At 29.7% G+C, this 17,516-nt stretch carries 13 protein-coding genes; all 13 read left to right on the top strand.

All coding sequences use genetic code 11. The features are described from left to right. The first annotated feature begins 97 nt into the window (after positions 1-97). The 13 genes from GXK56_RS04010 (at position 98) to GXK56_RS03950 (ending at position 17,493) form a co-directional block, all read left to right on the top strand. Positions 98-1,195 carry a 6-phosphofructokinase gene (locus tag GXK56_RS04010; RefSeq protein ID WP_160685363.1) on the top strand — a complete coding sequence of 366 codons (1,098 nt, stop codon included), beginning with the start codon at positions 98-100 and terminating at the stop codon, positions 1,193-1,195. Positions 1,196-1,284: 89 nt separating this feature from the next. After that, positions 1,285-2,061, top strand: coding sequence for a serine hydrolase (locus GXK56_RS04005; RefSeq protein WP_160685360.1), 777 nt, complete (start codon positions 1,285-1,287; stop codon positions 2,059-2,061). Between the two features lie 476 nt (positions 2,062-2,537). Beyond that, positions 2,538-4,802 (top strand): RNA polymerase recycling motor HelD, encoded by a 2,265-nt coding sequence (gene helD / locus GXK56_RS04000; protein WP_160685582.1) that lies wholly within the window; start codon positions 2,538-2,540, stop codon positions 4,800-4,802. Between the two features lie 360 nt (positions 4,803-5,162). Then, entirely contained in the window at positions 5,163-6,089 is a 927-nt protein-coding gene (pyrB, locus tag GXK56_RS03995; RefSeq protein ID WP_160685357.1) for an aspartate carbamoyltransferase, read from the top strand. Next, entirely contained in the window at positions 6,090-6,521 is a 432-nt protein-coding gene (locus GXK56_RS03990; RefSeq protein ID WP_160685354.1) for an aspartate carbamoyltransferase regulatory subunit, read from the top strand. It abuts the gene before it with no gap. 51 nt (positions 6,522-6,572) lie between these two features. Continuing rightward, a complete protein-coding gene (locus GXK56_RS03985) occupies positions 6,573-7,769 on the top strand; it encodes a dihydroorotase (RefSeq protein WP_160685352.1) in 1,197 nt (398 codons plus the stop codon). A 74-nt stretch (positions 7,770-7,843) separates the two neighbouring features. Then, complete coding sequence (gene pyrF / locus GXK56_RS03980) at positions 7,844-8,713, top strand: orotidine-5'-phosphate decarboxylase (RefSeq protein ID WP_160685349.1); 870 nt, start codon at positions 7,844-7,846, stop codon at positions 8,711-8,713. A 135-nt stretch (positions 8,714-8,848) separates the two neighbouring features. Further along, positions 8,849-9,592, top strand: a complete 744-nt coding sequence (locus GXK56_RS03975) for a dihydroorotate dehydrogenase electron transfer subunit (RefSeq protein WP_160685347.1) — start codon at positions 8,849-8,851, stop codon at positions 9,590-9,592. 21 nt (positions 9,593-9,613) lie between these two features. Beyond that, a complete protein-coding gene (locus GXK56_RS03970; protein ID WP_160685344.1) occupies positions 9,614-10,510 on the top strand; it encodes a dihydroorotate dehydrogenase in 897 nt (298 codons plus the stop codon). A gap of 109 nt (positions 10,511-10,619) precedes the next feature. Then, positions 10,620-11,294, top strand: a complete 675-nt coding sequence (gene pyrE / locus GXK56_RS03965; RefSeq protein ID WP_160685341.1) for an orotate phosphoribosyltransferase — start codon at positions 10,620-10,622, stop codon at positions 11,292-11,294. 255 nt (positions 11,295-11,549) lie between these two features. Next, a complete protein-coding gene (locus GXK56_RS03960; RefSeq protein ID WP_160685338.1) occupies positions 11,550-13,727 on the top strand; it encodes a PAS domain S-box protein in 2,178 nt (725 codons plus the stop codon). A 292-nt stretch (positions 13,728-14,019) separates the two neighbouring features. Then, positions 14,020-15,753 (top strand): ABC transporter ATP-binding protein, encoded by a 1,734-nt coding sequence (locus tag GXK56_RS03955; RefSeq protein ID WP_160685335.1) that lies wholly within the window; start codon positions 14,020-14,022, stop codon positions 15,751-15,753. After that, a complete protein-coding gene (locus GXK56_RS03950; protein ID WP_160685332.1) occupies positions 15,754-17,493 on the top strand; it encodes an ABC transporter ATP-binding protein in 1,740 nt (579 codons plus the stop codon). Positions 17,494-17,516 lie beyond the last annotated feature (23 nt).

Genomic DNA, 17,516 nt, shown 5'->3' with positions numbered 1-17,516 from the left:
AAGTTTGTGATATTATGTAAGTAAATAGTCAGAAAATAATGATAATTTACTTTCGTACTATTTTCACAAGAAGATTATGGTATAGGGGGACTTAGAAATGACCAACGGTATAAAAAAAATAGCGCTATTAACTGGAGGAGGAGATTGTCCAGGGTTAAATGCAGTTATAAGAGCTGTAACAAAATCAGCAATATTAAACTATGGGTATGAAGTTATTGGATATAAATTTGGATATAGAGGTTTATATAATAATGATTTTATTCCATTAAATTTATCAACTGTATCAGGTCTTTTATCAAGAGGAGGAACAATACTTTACAGTTCAAATAAAGATAATTTATTTGATTATACTGTAGAGGAAAATGGTGTGACTGTTAAAAAGGATGTATCAGATGTAGCAGTTGAGAATCTTAAAAAAGAAGGTGTAGACGTTTTAATAGTAATTGGAGGAGATGGTACACTAACATCAGCAAGAGACTTTGCTAGAAAAGGAGTTAAAGTAATAGGTGTTCCTAAGACAATAGATAATGACTTAGGATCAACAGACATAACATTTGGATTTAATACATCAATTGAAGTAGCAACAGAAGCTTTAGATAGATTACACACAACTGCAGAATCTCATCACAGAATAATGATTCTTGAAGTTATGGGAAGAAATGCAGGCTTTATAGCTCTTGAATCAGGAATAGCTGGTTCAGCAAGTGTTATTTTATTACCAGAAATTCCTTATGATATAAATAAAATAGTAGAAAAAATTGAAGAGAGAAAGAAGTTTGGTAAATTATTTACTATAATTGTTGTTGCAGAAGGAGCAAAACCTAAAGATGGTGAAGTTTCTGTAGCCAAAATAGTAGCAGATAGTCCTGATCCAATCAGACTTGGTGGAATTGGAAATAAATTAGCTAGTGATTTAGAAAGATTAATTAAAGAAAGAGAAGTTAGATGTACAGTATTAGGTCATATTCAAAGAGGTGGAACTACATGTACATTTGATAGAATATTATCTACAAGATATGGTGTTGCTGCAGTAGAGCTTATAAATGAAGGTAAGTTTGGCAGTATGGTATGTTTAAAAGGTAACGAAATTACTTATGACAGTTTAGAAAATGTAATTGGAAACAATAAGCAGGTAGATCCAAACGGAGAATTAGTAACTATGGCAAAGAAAATAGGTATATCATTTGCTGATTAGCTAATTTAATATGAGTACTGAATAAGTATATTCAAGTACTCATACAATACCTAATGACATTAAGAGTAATTTAGAAAGTGGTGGGTATTATGAAAGAAATTAAAAAGTATTTAGAATCTAGAATTGGAACATATGCATTTTTCTTTGAAGATTTAGAAAGTGGTTTTACATTTGGGTACAATGAAAATGTGCAGATGACAGCTGCAGGGTGCATGAAGCTCCTAATAGCAGTATCAGTTATAAAGTATGTTGAAGATGGTAAAGGTTCATTCCTAGATAAGATAAAGATTGAAGAAGAAGATAAAGTTTATGGAACAGGAATACTCCATGAATTTGATAATAGAGAATATACCTTATTTGAATTATTAGTAGCAATGCTTATCCAAAGTGATAATACAGCAGCTAATAAGCTTATAGATATAGTTGGAATTGATAATATAAATAAGGATATAGAAGCTCAAGGTTTGAAGAATACAAAATTAAATAGAAAGACTTCAGATGAAAGAGCTGCTAGCAATGGAATTGAAAATATTACTAGTTCTTTAGATTTGGCAAAGATATGGAAAAACTTATATAATTCAAGCTTTTTAAATGAAAAAAATAGTACAATGCTTATTGATATATTACAAAGACAGCAAATGAAAAATAAATTAGCCCTTTATATACCAGATGATTTAAAATATGAAATCTCAAGTAAAACTGGAGATAAAAATGGTGTTGAAAATGATACAGCGTTAATTCATCTACAAAAGGGATCTTTCACATTTACCGTTCTTTCAATGGGAATTCCAAACAGTGTTTATGGAACCGTAACACTTGCAAAATGTGGTAAAATGATGTGGGATAGCATTATGAATAATTTCTAATTTACCAATAACTTCTGGGAAACCAGGAGTTATTTTTATGTGACAAATATATACCTTAGAAAAGAGCAGCTATGCTACAATTCGAAACTTTACTGTAATCAGGAGTTTGCCTGCATATGTAAATATTTCATAGTAACATTGGATTTATTATTTATTTTTATGTGCTTTATTTGTGGAAAAAAATGTTTACAAAAAATTCTATTATGATATAATAAAATCTCCAGTAAATAATTTTTATGAAAGGGTCTATAATGACTTTACAAGACATATGAGAGTCTTGCATGCATAATTTATTGTTTTCTTGGTGTGTGAAAACTTCGGAATTTTTAAAATTTCCAGCTGAATTATTTGCAGAGCAGATTTTCTTTCATGTGCCTAAGGCATAATTGAAAAAATAATAATGAGTATACGTTGCTGCTTTAGATTATTATTTTCTTTTATATGCTTAAATGTTCATTATACACAAAGGTATTAATATGAATGTAAATTTAGCAGAAGAACGAAAAGTATTAATTGAAAAGAAGAATGTCATACAGGAGGAATTAAAGGAAAAGAAATTAAAATTTCAAGAAGTAGGTGAAACACTTAGCAGACTCAAAAAACAGGTATCAACTTTTAGTGAAGAAAAGATCGCAAATGAATTGATTTTTAACCGATTAAGCAAGGATATTGAAAAATATGAGGAAGCCTTAAATGAACCTTATTTTGGAAGAGTTGATTTTAGGGAAAATAGAAGCTTTACAGAAAGTATTTACATTGGGAAAAAAGGTATCAGCAATAGTAAAGATGGAGAAGAAGTTGTTGTTGATTGGAGAGCTCCAGTCGCAGATCTTTATTATAGTGGTACTGGTGGAGAGGCTTATTATACTGCACCAAAAGGAATTGTAGACGGTACTTTAGAACTAAAGAGAAAGTTCTTATATAAAGATAGAAACATAGAGCAGTTGTTTGATGAGGGGCTAAATGAGATTATCATAAACGGCGGCGAAGGACAAAATTTAGTTGATGAATTTTTAAAGATTAACCTTGAAGAAAACAGAGGGAAAAAATTAAAGGAAGTAGTTGCTACAATTCAAAAAGAACAAAATGAAATAATCAGATGGCCTAAAAATTTACCTATAATAGTACAAGGCTCAGCTGGATCAGGAAAAACTACAATAGCATTACATAGATTAGCATATCTTATTTACAGATACAAAGAAAACATGAAAGGAGATGAAATTTTAGTTTTAGCTCCTAATAAATTATTTTTAAATTACATTTCAGATATCTTACCTAGCCTTGGCGCTGATGAAGTAAATCAAAGTACTTTTGAAGAACTTGTCTTATCAAAGCTCAAATTAAAAGAAAAAGTGTACAACAAAGACGAAAAAATAATGAAAATAATAGAAGAAAAGGATGAGCAAAAGAAAAAGCTCATTATAAACGCTAGCAAGGTTAAGGGAACTTTGTTATTTAAAACAATGCTTGATAGATATATTGGACTCATAGAGAGAAATACGTTAAATATAGAAGATATAAAAGTTTATGGAAAGGTATTGTTTGATAATAAGGAAGTAAAAAGATTATACTCAAAAGATCTAAAATCATATCCGATAAATAAGAGAAAAAATGAAATAAAGAAGTATTTAAATCTTAAAATAAAGACAAGAATTGAAGATCTATTAACTGAAATAGATAATGAATGGGAAATTAAAATACGTGAAATAAGAAGAAATGAAAAAGATTCAGAAGATAGAAGAGCAAAACTCATAAAGTTATATGAGGAAAGAGACAATATAAAAGCTCAAGTAAAGAATAATAGTAAAAAAGAATTTAATAATTACTTTAAAGAATGGAAAGATGTAAATTCAAAAGATGTTTATTATAATTTTTATAATGATGATTTATTTGAAGAAGCTACTGGTAATAAGATACCTAAAGTTTTAGCGGATTATATGAAACAAGAATTTAATAGTAATTATGAAAAAAAGATAGTAGATGAAGATGATTTAGCAGCACTTGCATATTTAAGAATTCTTCTTGAAGGAATTGAGGAAAAAGAGAAGTTTGAGTATATTGTAGTGGATGAAGCTCAGGATTATAGCCCTTTTCAGGTTTATCTTGTTAATAGATTTGCGAGGGGAAATGCTTTGACCTTAGTTGGAGACTTAGCTCAAGGGATTTACTATTATAAAGGTTTGAAAACTTGGGAGGACATAACAGAAAAGGTTTTTGAAGGCAATGCTACCTATGTTCAATTAACTCAAAGTTATCGTTCTACTGTTGAAATAATTGATTTTGCTCAAAAAACCTTAAATGCTCAAAATTTAGGACTTAAGGATGCAAAACCAGTTTTAAGACATGGCAAAAAGCCTCAAATAATAAAGGTCTCAAAAGAGGAAGAGTATAAGAATTCGATAGAAGAAATTATATCTAAAGTAAAGGGAGAAGGAAAACGAACTATAGCTGTAATAACAAAGGATAGTTCAGAAGCAGGAAAAATATATAATCTTTTAAAGAAGAGTAAATATACTTTTGAATTAGTTGAAGGTAAAGAAAAGGAATTAAAAGAAGAGTTAATAATAATTCCATCATATTTGACTAAGGGATTGGAATTTGATTGTACTATAATATTAAATCCAAGTGATGAAAGTTATAGGGAAAATACTTTGGATGAAAGATTATTATATGTTTCCTTAACAAGAGCGCTTCATTTAGAATATATAATTCAAAAGGATAAGGTTACTAGTTTGATTTAATTATTAAACAGAAGTCTCAATAGTATAATTTGCTGTTGAGACTTTTGCAAATTATAAGGAAAAGTTATTTAATAGACTGACTGAATATTAAGAGGTTCAACTAACATAAATTATATACATAAAAAATAAGAACGAGAGTAAATTATTTTTATTGACACAACATCAAAGAAATGTTATCCTTACAAAAAGAATAACCTTTAATTTGATTCAGAGAAGTCAATAAGGAAGTTTATAATACTCATTATACTTAGGATTATTATGCCTTCCTTTATTTAAAGGAAGCTTTTTTATTATATAATTATTTATATAATGTTCTCCCTTTAAATTAACACAGAGAGGTTAACAAGGAGTGATGATAAAATGAAAAAAGATCTTAGACATCTAATAGAACCTATGGATTTTACAACAGAGGAATTAGATGAAATATTCAAATTAGCACATCAAATAATGGCACGTCCAGAAGAATTTTCACACATATGTGATGGAAAGATTTTAGCAACTTTATTTTACGAACCAAGTACTAGGACTAGATTAAGTTTTGAAGCAGCAATGATGAGACTTGGAGGAAAAATTCTCGGTTTCTCAGAACCAAATTCAACATCAATTTCAAAAGGTGAAACTGTAGCAGATACAATTAAAATGGTATCAATATATTCAGATATTATTACCATGAGACATCCCAAAGAAGGTGCTGCAAAGGTTGCAAGTCTTTATTCAAATGTTCCAATAATTAATGCAGGTGATGGAGGACATCAACACCCAACACAAACTTTAGCAGATTTACTTACAATAACAAGTCTAAAAAATGGATTAAACAATCATACAATAGGAATTTGTGGAGATTTAAAGTTTGGTAGAACAGTACATTCCCTTATAAAAGCAATGTCAAGATATAAAGGGAATAAGTTTGTTTTAATATCACCAAAAGAACTTGCTGTGCCACAATATATTAGAGAAGAAATTTTGCAAAGAAATAATATTGAATATAAAGAAGTTGAAAAGTTAGAAGATGTAATTGAAACTTTAGACATTTTATATATGACAAGAGTTCAAAAAGAAAGATTCTTTAATGAAGAAGAGTATTTAAGACTTAGAGATAGCTATATTCTAGACAAAGCAAAAATGGATATGGCTAAGAAAGATATGATAGTAATGCATCCACTTCCAAGGGTAAATGAAATAGCATATGAAGTAGATGAAGACAGCAGAGCTTCGTATTTCAAGCAAGCCGAGTACGGAATGTATGTAAGAATGGCCTTAATGATTAAACTTTTAGGGGTGATGTAAATGCTAGAAATAACAAGTATTAAAAATGGAATAGTAATAGATCATATTCAAGCTGGAGTAGGCGTTAAAATATTTAATTACTTAGGATTAGATAATAAAGATTGTAGTGTTGCACTTATTATAAATGCAGATAGTAAAAAACTAGGGAAAAAGGATATAATAAAGATAGAAAATTGTGATGATATTGATTATACTGTGCTGGGATTACTTTCACCAACTATAACAATATGTGAAGTTAAAGATGAAAATATTGTTAATAAAGTACAACCAACTCTTCCTGAAAAGGTAGAAAATATAATTAAGTGTAAAAATCCAAGCTGCATAACAAGTGTAGAGGAATATGTGCCACATTCTTTCGTATTAGTAGAAAAAGAAACTGGAAGATATAGATGTGAATACTGTGATGAAATAACAAAGCTTTCAGAGCTATAAAAAACGTAAACTGTTAGCTACTAACTGTTAACGGATTAAAAGGGGTGCTGTATGGAACTATTAATTAAAAATGCGAGAATAATAGATATAACTCAAGATTTTGTAGGCGATATATATATTAAAGATGGATTAATAGAAGAAATAGGAAAAGAGATAGACAAAGATAACATAGAAGTACTTGATTGCATGGGTAAGGTATTAATGCCAGCCTTTATAGATACACACGCTCACTTCAGAGATCCAGGTCTAACTTGGAAAGAAGATATAGAAACAGGATCTAAAGCAGCACTTAGAGGTGGGTATACAGGGGTTTGCTTAATGGCAAATACTAAGCCTATATGCTCTTCAAAAGAAACTTTAGAATATGTAAGAAATAAATCAAAAGAACTTAATTTGATAGATATTCACCAATGTTTATCAATAACAAAAGACTTTGATGGAGTGACTTTAAGCCATTTGGAAGAACTTTCAGCAGATAAGGAAATTAAAGCTATTTCGGATGATGGAGTTGGTGTAGCTAATTCAAACACAATGCTTGAAGCAATGAAAGTTGCAAAGAGAAACAATTGGGTTATCATGTCTCATGCAGAAAGTCCAGAGTTTTCAAAGGTTGATATGAGAATTGCTGAAAATATGATGACAGTGAGAGATGTTGAGCTAGCTAAGTTAAGTGGAGCTAGACTTCATATGTGCCATGTAAGTACAAAGGAAGCTGTAAAATGCATTATTGATGGGAAAATGAGCGGAGCCAATATTACAATGGAAATTACACCTCATCATATTGGACTTACAAGAGACATAAATGATTATAGAGTAAATCCTCCAATTAGAGAAAAAGAAGATGTAGAAGCAATAATAGAGGCTATAAAATTAGGAATGGTAGATACAATAGGAACAGACCATGCGCCACATACAGCAGAAGAAAAGAAAAATGGATCACCAGGAATGGTTGGATTAGAAACAGCATTTTCAATTTGTTATACAAAGCTAGTAAAAGAAAATGGCATTTCTTTAAATAAATTAAGTGAACTTATGTCTTACAATCCAGCTAAACTTTTAGAAATGAACAAAGGTAAAATTAGCATAGGTGCAGATGGAGATTTTGCTATAGTAGACATAAATAAAAAGGTAAAAATAAATCCAGAAGAGTTTGCATCAAAAGGAAGAAACACCCCATTTAGCGGAATGGAGTTTTATGGAGAAGTGATTGCTACTATAAAAGGTGGAGAAGTTAAGTACGGTTTATAGTTAACCTAGATAATTCTTAATTAAAACTATGAACGAAACAAAGGCATAGTTAATTAGTCGGAAGGAGATTTGATATGGCAAGCTACATAATAGATAAATTATATAAAAGAGTTGAAGAAAGAGGAGTTGTTTGTGTTGGTTTAGATACAGCACTAGACTATGTACCTGATCATATAAAGAAGAATAGAACTCCAGGAGAAGCAATATTTGAATTTAATAAGCAAATAATAGACGCTACTTATGATGTATCTGGGTGTTTTAAGGTTCAAATTGCATATTATGAAGCCTTAGGTCTTGAAGGCTTAACTGCCTATAAGAGGACCTTAGATTATTTAAGAGAAAAAGATGAAATAATAATAGCAGATATTAAAAGGGGAGATATTGCAGCTACTGCAACAATGTATGCAAAAGCACATTTTGAAGGAGATTTTGAAGCTGATTTCATCACTTTAAGTCCATATATGGGAATGGATAGTATAGAACCATATTTACCATATTTAGAAAAAGGAAATAAAGGTGTATTCAGCTTAGTTAGAACTTCAAATCCAGGTGCTGAAGATATTGAATATTTAGATACTAATGAAAGCAAAAAGGTTTATGAAGTAGTAGCTGATAAAATAAGCGAAATGGGGAAAAACTTCACAGGAGAATGCGGATATACTGCAATAGGTGGAGTTATGGGTTGTACTCATGTTGAAGAAGGAAAGAAGATAAGAGCGAACTATAGCAATATGTTCTTCTTAATTCCAGGTTACGGAGCACAAGGCGGAAAAGCAGAAGATGTTGCATTATATTTAAATAATGGAAATGGCGGAGTTGTTAATTCTTCAAGAGGAATATTACTTGCATATAAGAAGGAAAACAAACCAGAAGAATTTGCAGCATGTGCTAGAGAAGAAGCAATAAAGATGAGAGACGCAATAGCTAAAGCAGTTCAGAGTTAAGAGTTCAAAGTTAAGGAAAAGTTTCTACGAAACTTTTTGAAATCAAAATATAAAATAAAGAAATTCTGTAGGAATTTCATCCAAAATTGTTAACTGTTAATTCATAACTGTTAACTGAATATAGGGAGGAAGAGCATGGCTATAACTTATAGAGAAGCAAAAGTAATTTCAAATGAAGAAATTTCAAAGAATATATATAAATTAGTAGTAGAGGACAAAAGTGAAATAATAGCAGGGCAATTTTATATGCTTAAACTTGATGGAACAACATTTCTTCCAAGACCTATAAGTATATGTGAAAAGAAAGATAATACTTTAACATTTTTATATGCAGTAGTTGGTGATGGAACAAAAGAATTTACAAAGCTTAAGGTAAATGATGAGATAAAATTAACAGGTCCTCTTGGAAATGGCTTTGACTTGCAAAAGGATTATGGAAGAGTTGCATTAGTTTCAGGAGGAATAGGAACTGCACCAATGCTTGAACTTGCGAAGAAGCTACGAGAAAAGAATCCAAATCAAATCATAGATTTATATGCAGGTTTTAGAAATGAAGTTTACTTAATTGATGAATTAAAAGAATACGTAAATGAAGCTTGTGTATCTACAAATACAGGAAAGTATGGTCACAAAGGTTTTGTCACTGAAATCTTAAAACCAGAAAATTATGATACAGTATTATGCTGTGGTCCAGAAGTTATGATGAAAAAAGTTGTAGAAATGTGCAAAGAAAAAGAAGTTAATATATATGTATCAATGGAAAAACACATGGCATGTGGAGTAGGTGCCTGTTTAGTGTGTACTTGTAAGACAAAGGATGGAAATAAAAGAACTTGTAAAGATGGTCCAATATTTGATGGATACTATGTTGAATTATAAAACCAGAGGGGGAATAACAAAATGATGAAAGTAAATATAAATGGAGTAGAATTTAAAAATCCTGTAATTGCTGCATCAGGAACCTTTGGTTTCGGAGCTGAATATAACAATTTTTATGATGTTGGAATTCTTGGAGGAATATCTTCAAAAGGTCTTACCATAAATCCTAAAGAAGGAAATGATGGACTAAGAGTATATGAAACGCCATCTGGAATGATGAATTCTGTAGGATTAAATAATCCAGGAATAGATGCATTTATAGAATATGAACTTCCTAAGATGAGGAAGCTTGGAACTAATGTTATAGCTAACGTTGGTGGAGGATGCTTTGAAGATTATGAAGCAGCTGTGAATAAAATTAATTATACAGATGTTGACATTATAGAACTTAATATATCATGCCCTAATGTTAAGCATGGAGGTATGGCTTTTGGAATAAAGTCAGAGGTTGCATACGATGTGGTGAAAAGAATAAAAGCTATAAGCAAAAAGCCATTAATGGTTAAATTATCACCAAATGCAGAAAATATAGTTGAAATGGCTGTAAAATGTGAAGAGGCAGGAGCTGATTCACTTTCTCTTATAAATACTTTAAATGCAATGGCTATTGATATATATAAGAGAAAAGCGGTATTCAACAATATAACTGCAGGTCTTTCAGGCCCTGCAGTAAAACCAATAGCTATTAGAATGGTTCATCAAGTAGCTAAGGCTGTTGAGATACCTGTAGTTGGTCTTGGCGGAATTTGTAGTGGAAAAGATGCTATTGAATTTATGATGGCAGGAGCTAGTGCAATTCAAATAGGAACTGTTAACTTTGTAAATCCAATGGCAGGAAAAGAAATTATTGAAGAAATGGAAAGTTTCTTAAAAGAGCAAGGCATTAAAGACATTAATGAAATAGTAGGAATAATTTAATTATTTAATGGTCTTTAGGATATCATATGGATAATTATGAGTTAGAGTTTAAGAGGAGATCTTCTATTGGAAGATTTCTTTATAATAGAAATGAGAGTGAGGAATTAATATGAAAGCTTACAAAAAAGAGTTTATTGATTTTATGATAGAATGTGGAGTCTTAACATTTGGTGATTTTGTTACTAAGAGCGGAAGAAAAACTCCTTTCTTCGTAAATACAGGTAATTATCAAACTGGAAGTCAATTAAAGAGACTTGGGGAATTTTATGCAGAAGCTATAAAAGAAAACTTTGGTGATGATTATGATGTGTTATTTGGACCTGCATATAAAGGAATTCCATTAGGTGTTACAACAGCAATAGCCCTTTCGAATTCGTTTGATATTGATGTTAAATACTGTTCAAATAGAAAAGAAGTAAAAGATCATGGAGATACAGGAATTTTACTAGGCAGTAAGCTTAAAGATGGCGATAAAGTATTAATAGTTGAAGATGTTACAACAGCAGGAACATCAATTTATGAAACTATGCCTATCTTAAAAAGCCAAGCAGATGTTAATGTTAAAGGACTTATAATATCAGTAGATAGAATGGAAAGAGGTCAAGGAGAACAATCAGCCTTAGTTGAAATCAGAGAAAAATTTGGATTCAAAACTTGTGCAATAGTTACTATGGCTGAAGTTATAGAATACTTATATAATAGAGAAATTAATGGAACTATACTTATAACAGATGAAATAAAAGTTAGAATTGATGAATATTACAAACAATATGGAGCAAAATAGAAGTTTTATATGAAGAAATACTTGCGTAACCTTAAAATTCTGGGTTAATGCAAGTATTTTTTTGTAATCGAAAGAATAAAATTTTTAAAGTTGTAAATTAATATATTTTGTAAAGTGATACAAATAAATGTAGAAATGATATAATTATAGAAAGATATGATAGTAATTAAAATGAGCACTCCAATAAGTATTGTTTTACAAAAGCGCATAAATAAATTAATACTGGTATATAAGATAGATTATGAGGTGAGAAGCATGAATATATTAATTGCTGATGATTCAAGATTTGACATCGCAATTGTAGAAGAACTAATTAAGAGTAGTGGTATTGAATGTTTTATTATGAAGGCTGGATCAGGTGAGGAAGCAATTGAAATCATAAATTCCAAGGAAATAGATATTTTATTGCTAAATATTATTATGCCTAAACTTTCAGGTATTGACACTTTAGAAATAATAAGAGAAAAAAATAAAAATATAATGATTTTAATGTTCACATCATTAACTGATAAGAAGTATATGGAGAAAAGTTTTGAATTGGGTGCAAATGACTATATTAACATGCCAATTGAACCTATTGAATTTACATCTAGATTAAAAGCGGCTATAAAAATGAGAGAATATCAAAATACTCTATTGAATTCATGTATAAATTTAAAAAAGTATTTTGATAAGCTAAAAGGTGTCGATATAAAAGCAAAAGAGGCTCAATTGGAGGCTAAAAATGAAGCTTTAGGCATATTAGGAATAGTTACAGATATTACTGAACAAAAAAAAATAGAGGAAGAATTAAAATCAACTCAATTAAAAATGGAAGCATTATTAGAAAGTGGACCGCAATGTATTGTAATTTTAAATTCAGAATTTAAAATACAGACTTTTAATAAAAATGCTGCTAAATTAGCTAAAGAGATATATAACATTTCATTAAAAGAAGGTGATTATGTATCTAAATTTTTAAATTATGATTTATATGAAAAGTTGAAAAAAAATCTTAATAAAGCATTAAATGGAGATGAGATAAAATCAGAACAAAAATTAACTGATAATAAAGATGAAGAACTTTGGTTAGAAGTGTATTATAATTCTATTTCATATAAAACTCAAGATGAAAAATTGGTGTGTATAACATGTACTCCAATTACAGATAGAAAAGTAGCAAATGAAAAAATTAAACAATTATCCCTAGCTATTGAAAATAGTCCAAGTAGTGTTCTCATTACAGACATAAAAGGAAAAATAGAATATGCCAATCCAAAGTTTTCTGAGTTAACAGGGTATTCTTTAGAAGAAATAAAGGGAAAAAATGTTAATGTAATAAAATCAGGTTATCATGAAGATGAATATTATAGAGAACTTTGGAGGAATATTCTTTTAGGAAATGAGTGGAGAGGAGAATTTTATAATAAGCGCAAAGATGGAAGTAAATACTGGGAATATACAAGCATAGCTCCTTTGAAAAATGACAAAGGAGATATAATAAATTTTATTTCAGTAAGAGAAGATATTACTCAAAGGAAATGCATGGAAGAAGAATTAAGAAAAAGTAATGAAGAATTAAAAGATACAATAAATAAACTTAAAATAACTCAATCTCAATTGATTCAACAAGAAAAATTAGCTGGAATAGGACAATTGGCTGCAGGAGTTGCTCATGAAATTAATAATCCGTTAGGATTTATATCTAGTAATTTTTCAACACTTAAAAAATATACAGAGAAACTAAAGGCTTCAATAAATGATTATAGAGGAGCAATAGATAAAATCCAAATAAAGGATATAAATTTAATTGAAAGTGAATTAAAAAAATTTAAAGAATTAGATAAAAATAAAGAAATTGAATATATTGTAACTGATTTAGATGACTTATTCAATGAATCTGAAGAAGGAATAGGTAGAGTAATCAGTATTGTGAGAGGACTTAAATGGTTTGCTCATGAAGGTCAATCAAATGAATTTAATATGTATGATTTGAATTTAGGAATAAAAAATACTCTAATTGTTACAAAGAATGAAACAAAATATATAGCTGATGTTATTGAAGAATATGATGAAGAACTTCCACTAATTGAAGCGAGTGGACAAAAAATTAATCAAGTTTTATTAAACATTATTGTAAATTCTGTGTATGCAATTAAAGAAAAAGAAAGCGATAAGTTTGGAGTCATAAATATAAAGACATATAGAAATGATGAATTTGTATTTTGTGAGATAAAAGATAATGGAACAGGAATAAAAGAAGAATTCATTAATAAAGTATTTGAACCTTTTTTTACAACAAAGCCGATTGGAAAAGGTACTGGTCTTGGGCTTAATATATCATATGATATTATTGTAAATGTCCATAAAGGAAGTATAGAGTGCAAAAATAATGAAGATGGGGGAGCTTGTTTTATAATAAAATTACCAATAAAACAATTAATAAAATCTTAACTAAAAACAAATATGACGGCTTTTAGTTAAAATGTAGCCATATTTGTGACTTTATTTGAGAAACATTAGAAAATTTATATAAAGTTATAACCCTACAAAATTATATTTATTTTGTAGGGTTAATTTTTAAAATAAAAATATATAGCAAGTTAAAATTTAAGGTATTTTAGCTTTTTCTTGTATATAAAAAAAGTATGGAACTTATATGTATTATGTATTTTTTATATATTTTTCTTTCTGCTATAATTACATAGGAAATTAGAATAATATATTAGACACAGGAGGGGAAACTTTGGAAAATTTATTGAAATTCGCAAGGCCTTACAAAAAGCAAGTTATCTTAGGACCAATATTTAAACTGCTTGAGGCTGTTTTTGAAATATCTATACCTACAATAATGATTCTTATAACTGACAAAGGTATAGAAACAAAAAATATCAACTACATATTTGAAATAGGATTAATAATGCTTTTGATGGCAATCTTAGGAGTATTATCTTCTTTTACATGTCAATATTTTGCGTCCATTGCATCACAAGGCTTTGGAACAGTGCTTAGAAATGAGATGTTTAAAAAGATAGGAACTTTTTCCTACAATGAGATTGATGATTTGGGAACACCATCACTTGTTAATCGTGTTACAAATGATGTAAATCAACTTCAACTTGGACTTGCTATGGTTATAAGACTTGCCATAAGAGTTCCTTTTCTTTGTATTGGTGGAATTGTAATGGCTATGTATCTTGATATTAAATTATCACTAATAATGTATTTATCAATACCGTTTTTTGCTTTTGCAATATATCTTATTATGAGCAAATCTCTTCCACTATATAAAGTGGTTCAAAAGAAACTAGATAAATTAGCACTTATATTAAGGGAAAATTTAACTGGAGTAAGAGTTATAAGAGCCTTTTCTAGAGTAGAAGGTGAAAAAGTAAGATTTAAGGAATCCAATGAAGAACTTGTTAATACTGCAATTGAAGTGGGAAAAATATCTGCACTTATGAATCCAGTTACAAGTATAATAATGAATTTTGCGCTTATGGCTGTAATTTGGTTTGGAGGAATAAGGGTAAACATAGGCGGAATGACAACAGGAAAAGTTATAGCTTATATAAATTACATAAACATGGTTTTATCTGCACTTATAGTTTTGGCAAACCTTATAGTTACCTTTACTAAGGCAGCAGCTAGTGCAGCTCGTGTCAATGAAATATTTAATACGGATTCCAGCATTAAATATGAAGGACGCAGCAAATTTAATAAATGTACTGATGAGACTATTCCAGTGATTAAGTTTGATAATGTATCCTTTTCATACAAAGGCTCTAAAGAAGATGCTATAAGTAATATTTCTTTTGAAATAAAAAAAGGTCAAACCGTTGGAATAATAGGAGGTACAGGTTCTGGAAAAACTACTTTAGTTAATTTGATCCCTAGATTATATGATACTACAAAGGGTGAAATTTTAATTAATGGTACCAATGTAAGAGAGTATTATAAAAAAGAGCTAGATCAAAATATTGGACTAGTTCCACAAAAAGCAATTTTGTTTTCAGGTACTGTAGCAGAAAACATAAGATGGGGAAATGAAACTGCAGATATGAATGAAGTGAAAAGGGCTGCTGAAATTGGACTGGCTGCAGAGTTTGTGGAGAACATGCCTGAGAAATATGAAACATATATTTCTCAAGGTGGAGTTAATTTTTCTGGAGGTCAAAAACAAAGACTTACTATTGCAAGAGCTTTAGTGAAGAGGCCTGAGATATTAATAATGGATGACAGTTTAAGTGCTCTGGATTATGCTACTGATGCAGCACTTAGAAAGGCTCTTAAAGAAAATACAGAAGACATGACTGTCATTATGGTTACTCAAAGAATTAGTACTATAAAAGATGCAGATTTGATAATAGTTTTAGATGATGGAAATTTAGCAGGTGTTGGAACACATGAAGAATTGCTTAAAGAATCAGAAGTATATAAAGAGATATGTAGTTCTCAAATTACAAAGGAGGCTATATAAATGAAGAAGAGTACATTTTCTAGACTGATAGGTTACGTTTCAAAATATAAAGGGTATATGTTTGTATCACTAATATTTGCTTTAATAAGTAATATACTTATTGCATTTATGCCATTAATAGTTGGAAAAGCTATTGATCATATAGTAGCTAAAGGCGAAGTTGATTTTGATGGATTAATAAAAACAATTATAACACTTGGCGTGATATATATAATAAGTGCACTATTTACATGGTTATTTACTATAGTTGCTAACATTGTAGCATATAATACAGTAAAGGATCTTAGAAATGAGGCATTAGGAAAGATAAGTAATCTTCCTTTAAAGTATTTTGATAAAAATCCACATGGAGATATTATAAGTAGACTTACAAATGATATGGATAATGTTTCGGATGGGTTATTTCAAGGAATAACACAATTTTATCCAGGTATTATAACAATAATAAGTTCACTTATTTTAATATTAAGCTTAAGTTTTAAATTAACCATAGTAATAGTATTAATGACACCATTATGTTTTCGGATAGCTTCTTTTATTTCTAGAAGATCAAACAAAATGTTTAAAGAACAGCAAAAAACTTTGGGAGAATTAAATGGATATATAGAAGAAATAGTAGGTAATCAAAAGGTAGTGAGACTATTTGGATATGAAGAAAGAGCGGAAAAAAACTTTTCTGGAATTAATACTAGACTTTATAAGTGTGGTCAGCTTGCTCAATTTTATTCATCCCTTACAAATCCTGCAACAAGATTTGTAAATAATATTACATATATTTTAGTTGGTCTTGTTGGAGGAATACTTTCAATTTTAAGTGGGTTAAGTGTTGGTGTTATTTCAAGTTTTTTAACTTATTCAACTCAATTTTCACAACCAATAAACAATATTACAAGTGTAGCTACTCAGCTTCAAGCAGCGTTAGCATCTTGTGAGAGAATATTTTCTGTTATAGATGAAGTGCCAGAAAAAGCAGATTCTAAAGATGTGGAAAATATAGAAAGCTGTGAAGGAAATGTAAAATTTGAAAATGTTTCGTTTTCTTATGATAAAAAAGTGCCGCTTATAGAGGAGTTTAGTGTAGATATAGAAAAAGGAAGCACAATAGCAATAGTAGGACCAACTGGTGCAGGAAAAACTACTATGGTAAACCTGCTTATGAGATTTTATGATTTGGACAAAGGTAGAATTACTATAGATGGTAAGAGTGTTCAGGACCTAACAAGAAACAATCTTAGAAGTCAGTTTGGGATGGTGCTTCAAGATACCTGGCTCTTTGAAGGTACTATAAGGGATAATATAGCCTATGGTAAACCAAATGCTTCTTTAGAAGAAGTAGAAAATGCAGCTAAAGCAGCATTTATACACAGTTTTATAAAAAGACTTCCAGATGGCTATGATACTATGATAACAGAATCAGGAGGGAATCTTTCAGAAGGTCAAAAGCAACTTTTAACTATAGCTAGAGTAATGCTTATAGACCCGCCAATGCTTATATTAGATGAAGCTACAAGTAATGTAGATACAAGAACTGAACTAAAAATACAAAATGCTTTCCTTTCGATGATGAAAGGACGTACTAGCTTTGTTATAGCTCATAGACTCTCAACCATACGTGATGCAGATTTAATCCTTGTTATGAAAAACGGCAAAATTGTTGAAAGAGGAAATCATGATAACCTTGTAAATAAAGGTGGAATTTATACGGATTTATACAATAGCCAGTTTAAGCATCAAATATAATAGCAAATACAACTAAAGCTCTC

This window comes from Clostridium sp. C2-6-12 (genome assembly GCF_009928485.1).
In the GTDB taxonomy this organism is placed as follows: Bacteria; Bacillota; Clostridia; order Clostridiales; family Clostridiaceae; genus Clostridium.
Note: the sequence above shows the minus strand (reverse complement) of the source record. Positions and strands in the feature narration are given on the sequence as shown.

Bases quoted from the DNA above. Each gene is read 5' to 3' on its own strand.
- pyrB (WP_160685357.1), top strand. From the start codon at position 5,163: ATGAAAAAAGATCTTAGACATCTAATAGAACCTATGGATTTTACAACA.
- pyrF (WP_160685349.1), top strand. From the start codon at position 7,844: ATGGCAAGCTACATAATAGATAAATTATATAAAAGAGTTGAAGAAAGA.
- GXK56_RS03970 (WP_160685344.1), top strand. From the start codon at position 9,614: ATGATGAAAGTAAATATAAATGGAGTAGAATTTAAAAATCCTGTAATT.
- GXK56_RS03950 (WP_160685332.1), top strand. From the start codon at position 15,754: ATGAAGAAGAGTACATTTTCTAGACTGATAGGTTACGTTTCAAAATAT.
- helD (WP_160685582.1), top strand. From the start codon at position 2,538: ATGAATGTAAATTTAGCAGAAGAACGAAAAGTATTAATTGAAAAGAAG.
- GXK56_RS04005 (WP_160685360.1), top strand. From the start codon at position 1,285: ATGAAAGAAATTAAAAAGTATTTAGAATCTAGAATTGGAACATATGCA.
- GXK56_RS03960 (WP_160685338.1), top strand. From the start codon at position 11,550: ATGAATATATTAATTGCTGATGATTCAAGATTTGACATCGCAATTGTA.
- GXK56_RS03985 (WP_160685352.1), top strand. From the start codon at position 6,573: ATGGAACTATTAATTAAAAATGCGAGAATAATAGATATAACTCAAGAT.
- pyrE (WP_160685341.1), top strand. From the start codon at position 10,620: ATGAAAGCTTACAAAAAAGAGTTTATTGATTTTATGATAGAATGTGGA.
- GXK56_RS04010 (WP_160685363.1), top strand. From the start codon at position 98: ATGACCAACGGTATAAAAAAAATAGCGCTATTAACTGGAGGAGGAGAT.
- GXK56_RS03990 (WP_160685354.1), top strand. From the start codon at position 6,090: ATGCTAGAAATAACAAGTATTAAAAATGGAATAGTAATAGATCATATT.
- GXK56_RS03975 (WP_160685347.1), top strand. From the start codon at position 8,849: ATGGCTATAACTTATAGAGAAGCAAAAGTAATTTCAAATGAAGAAATT.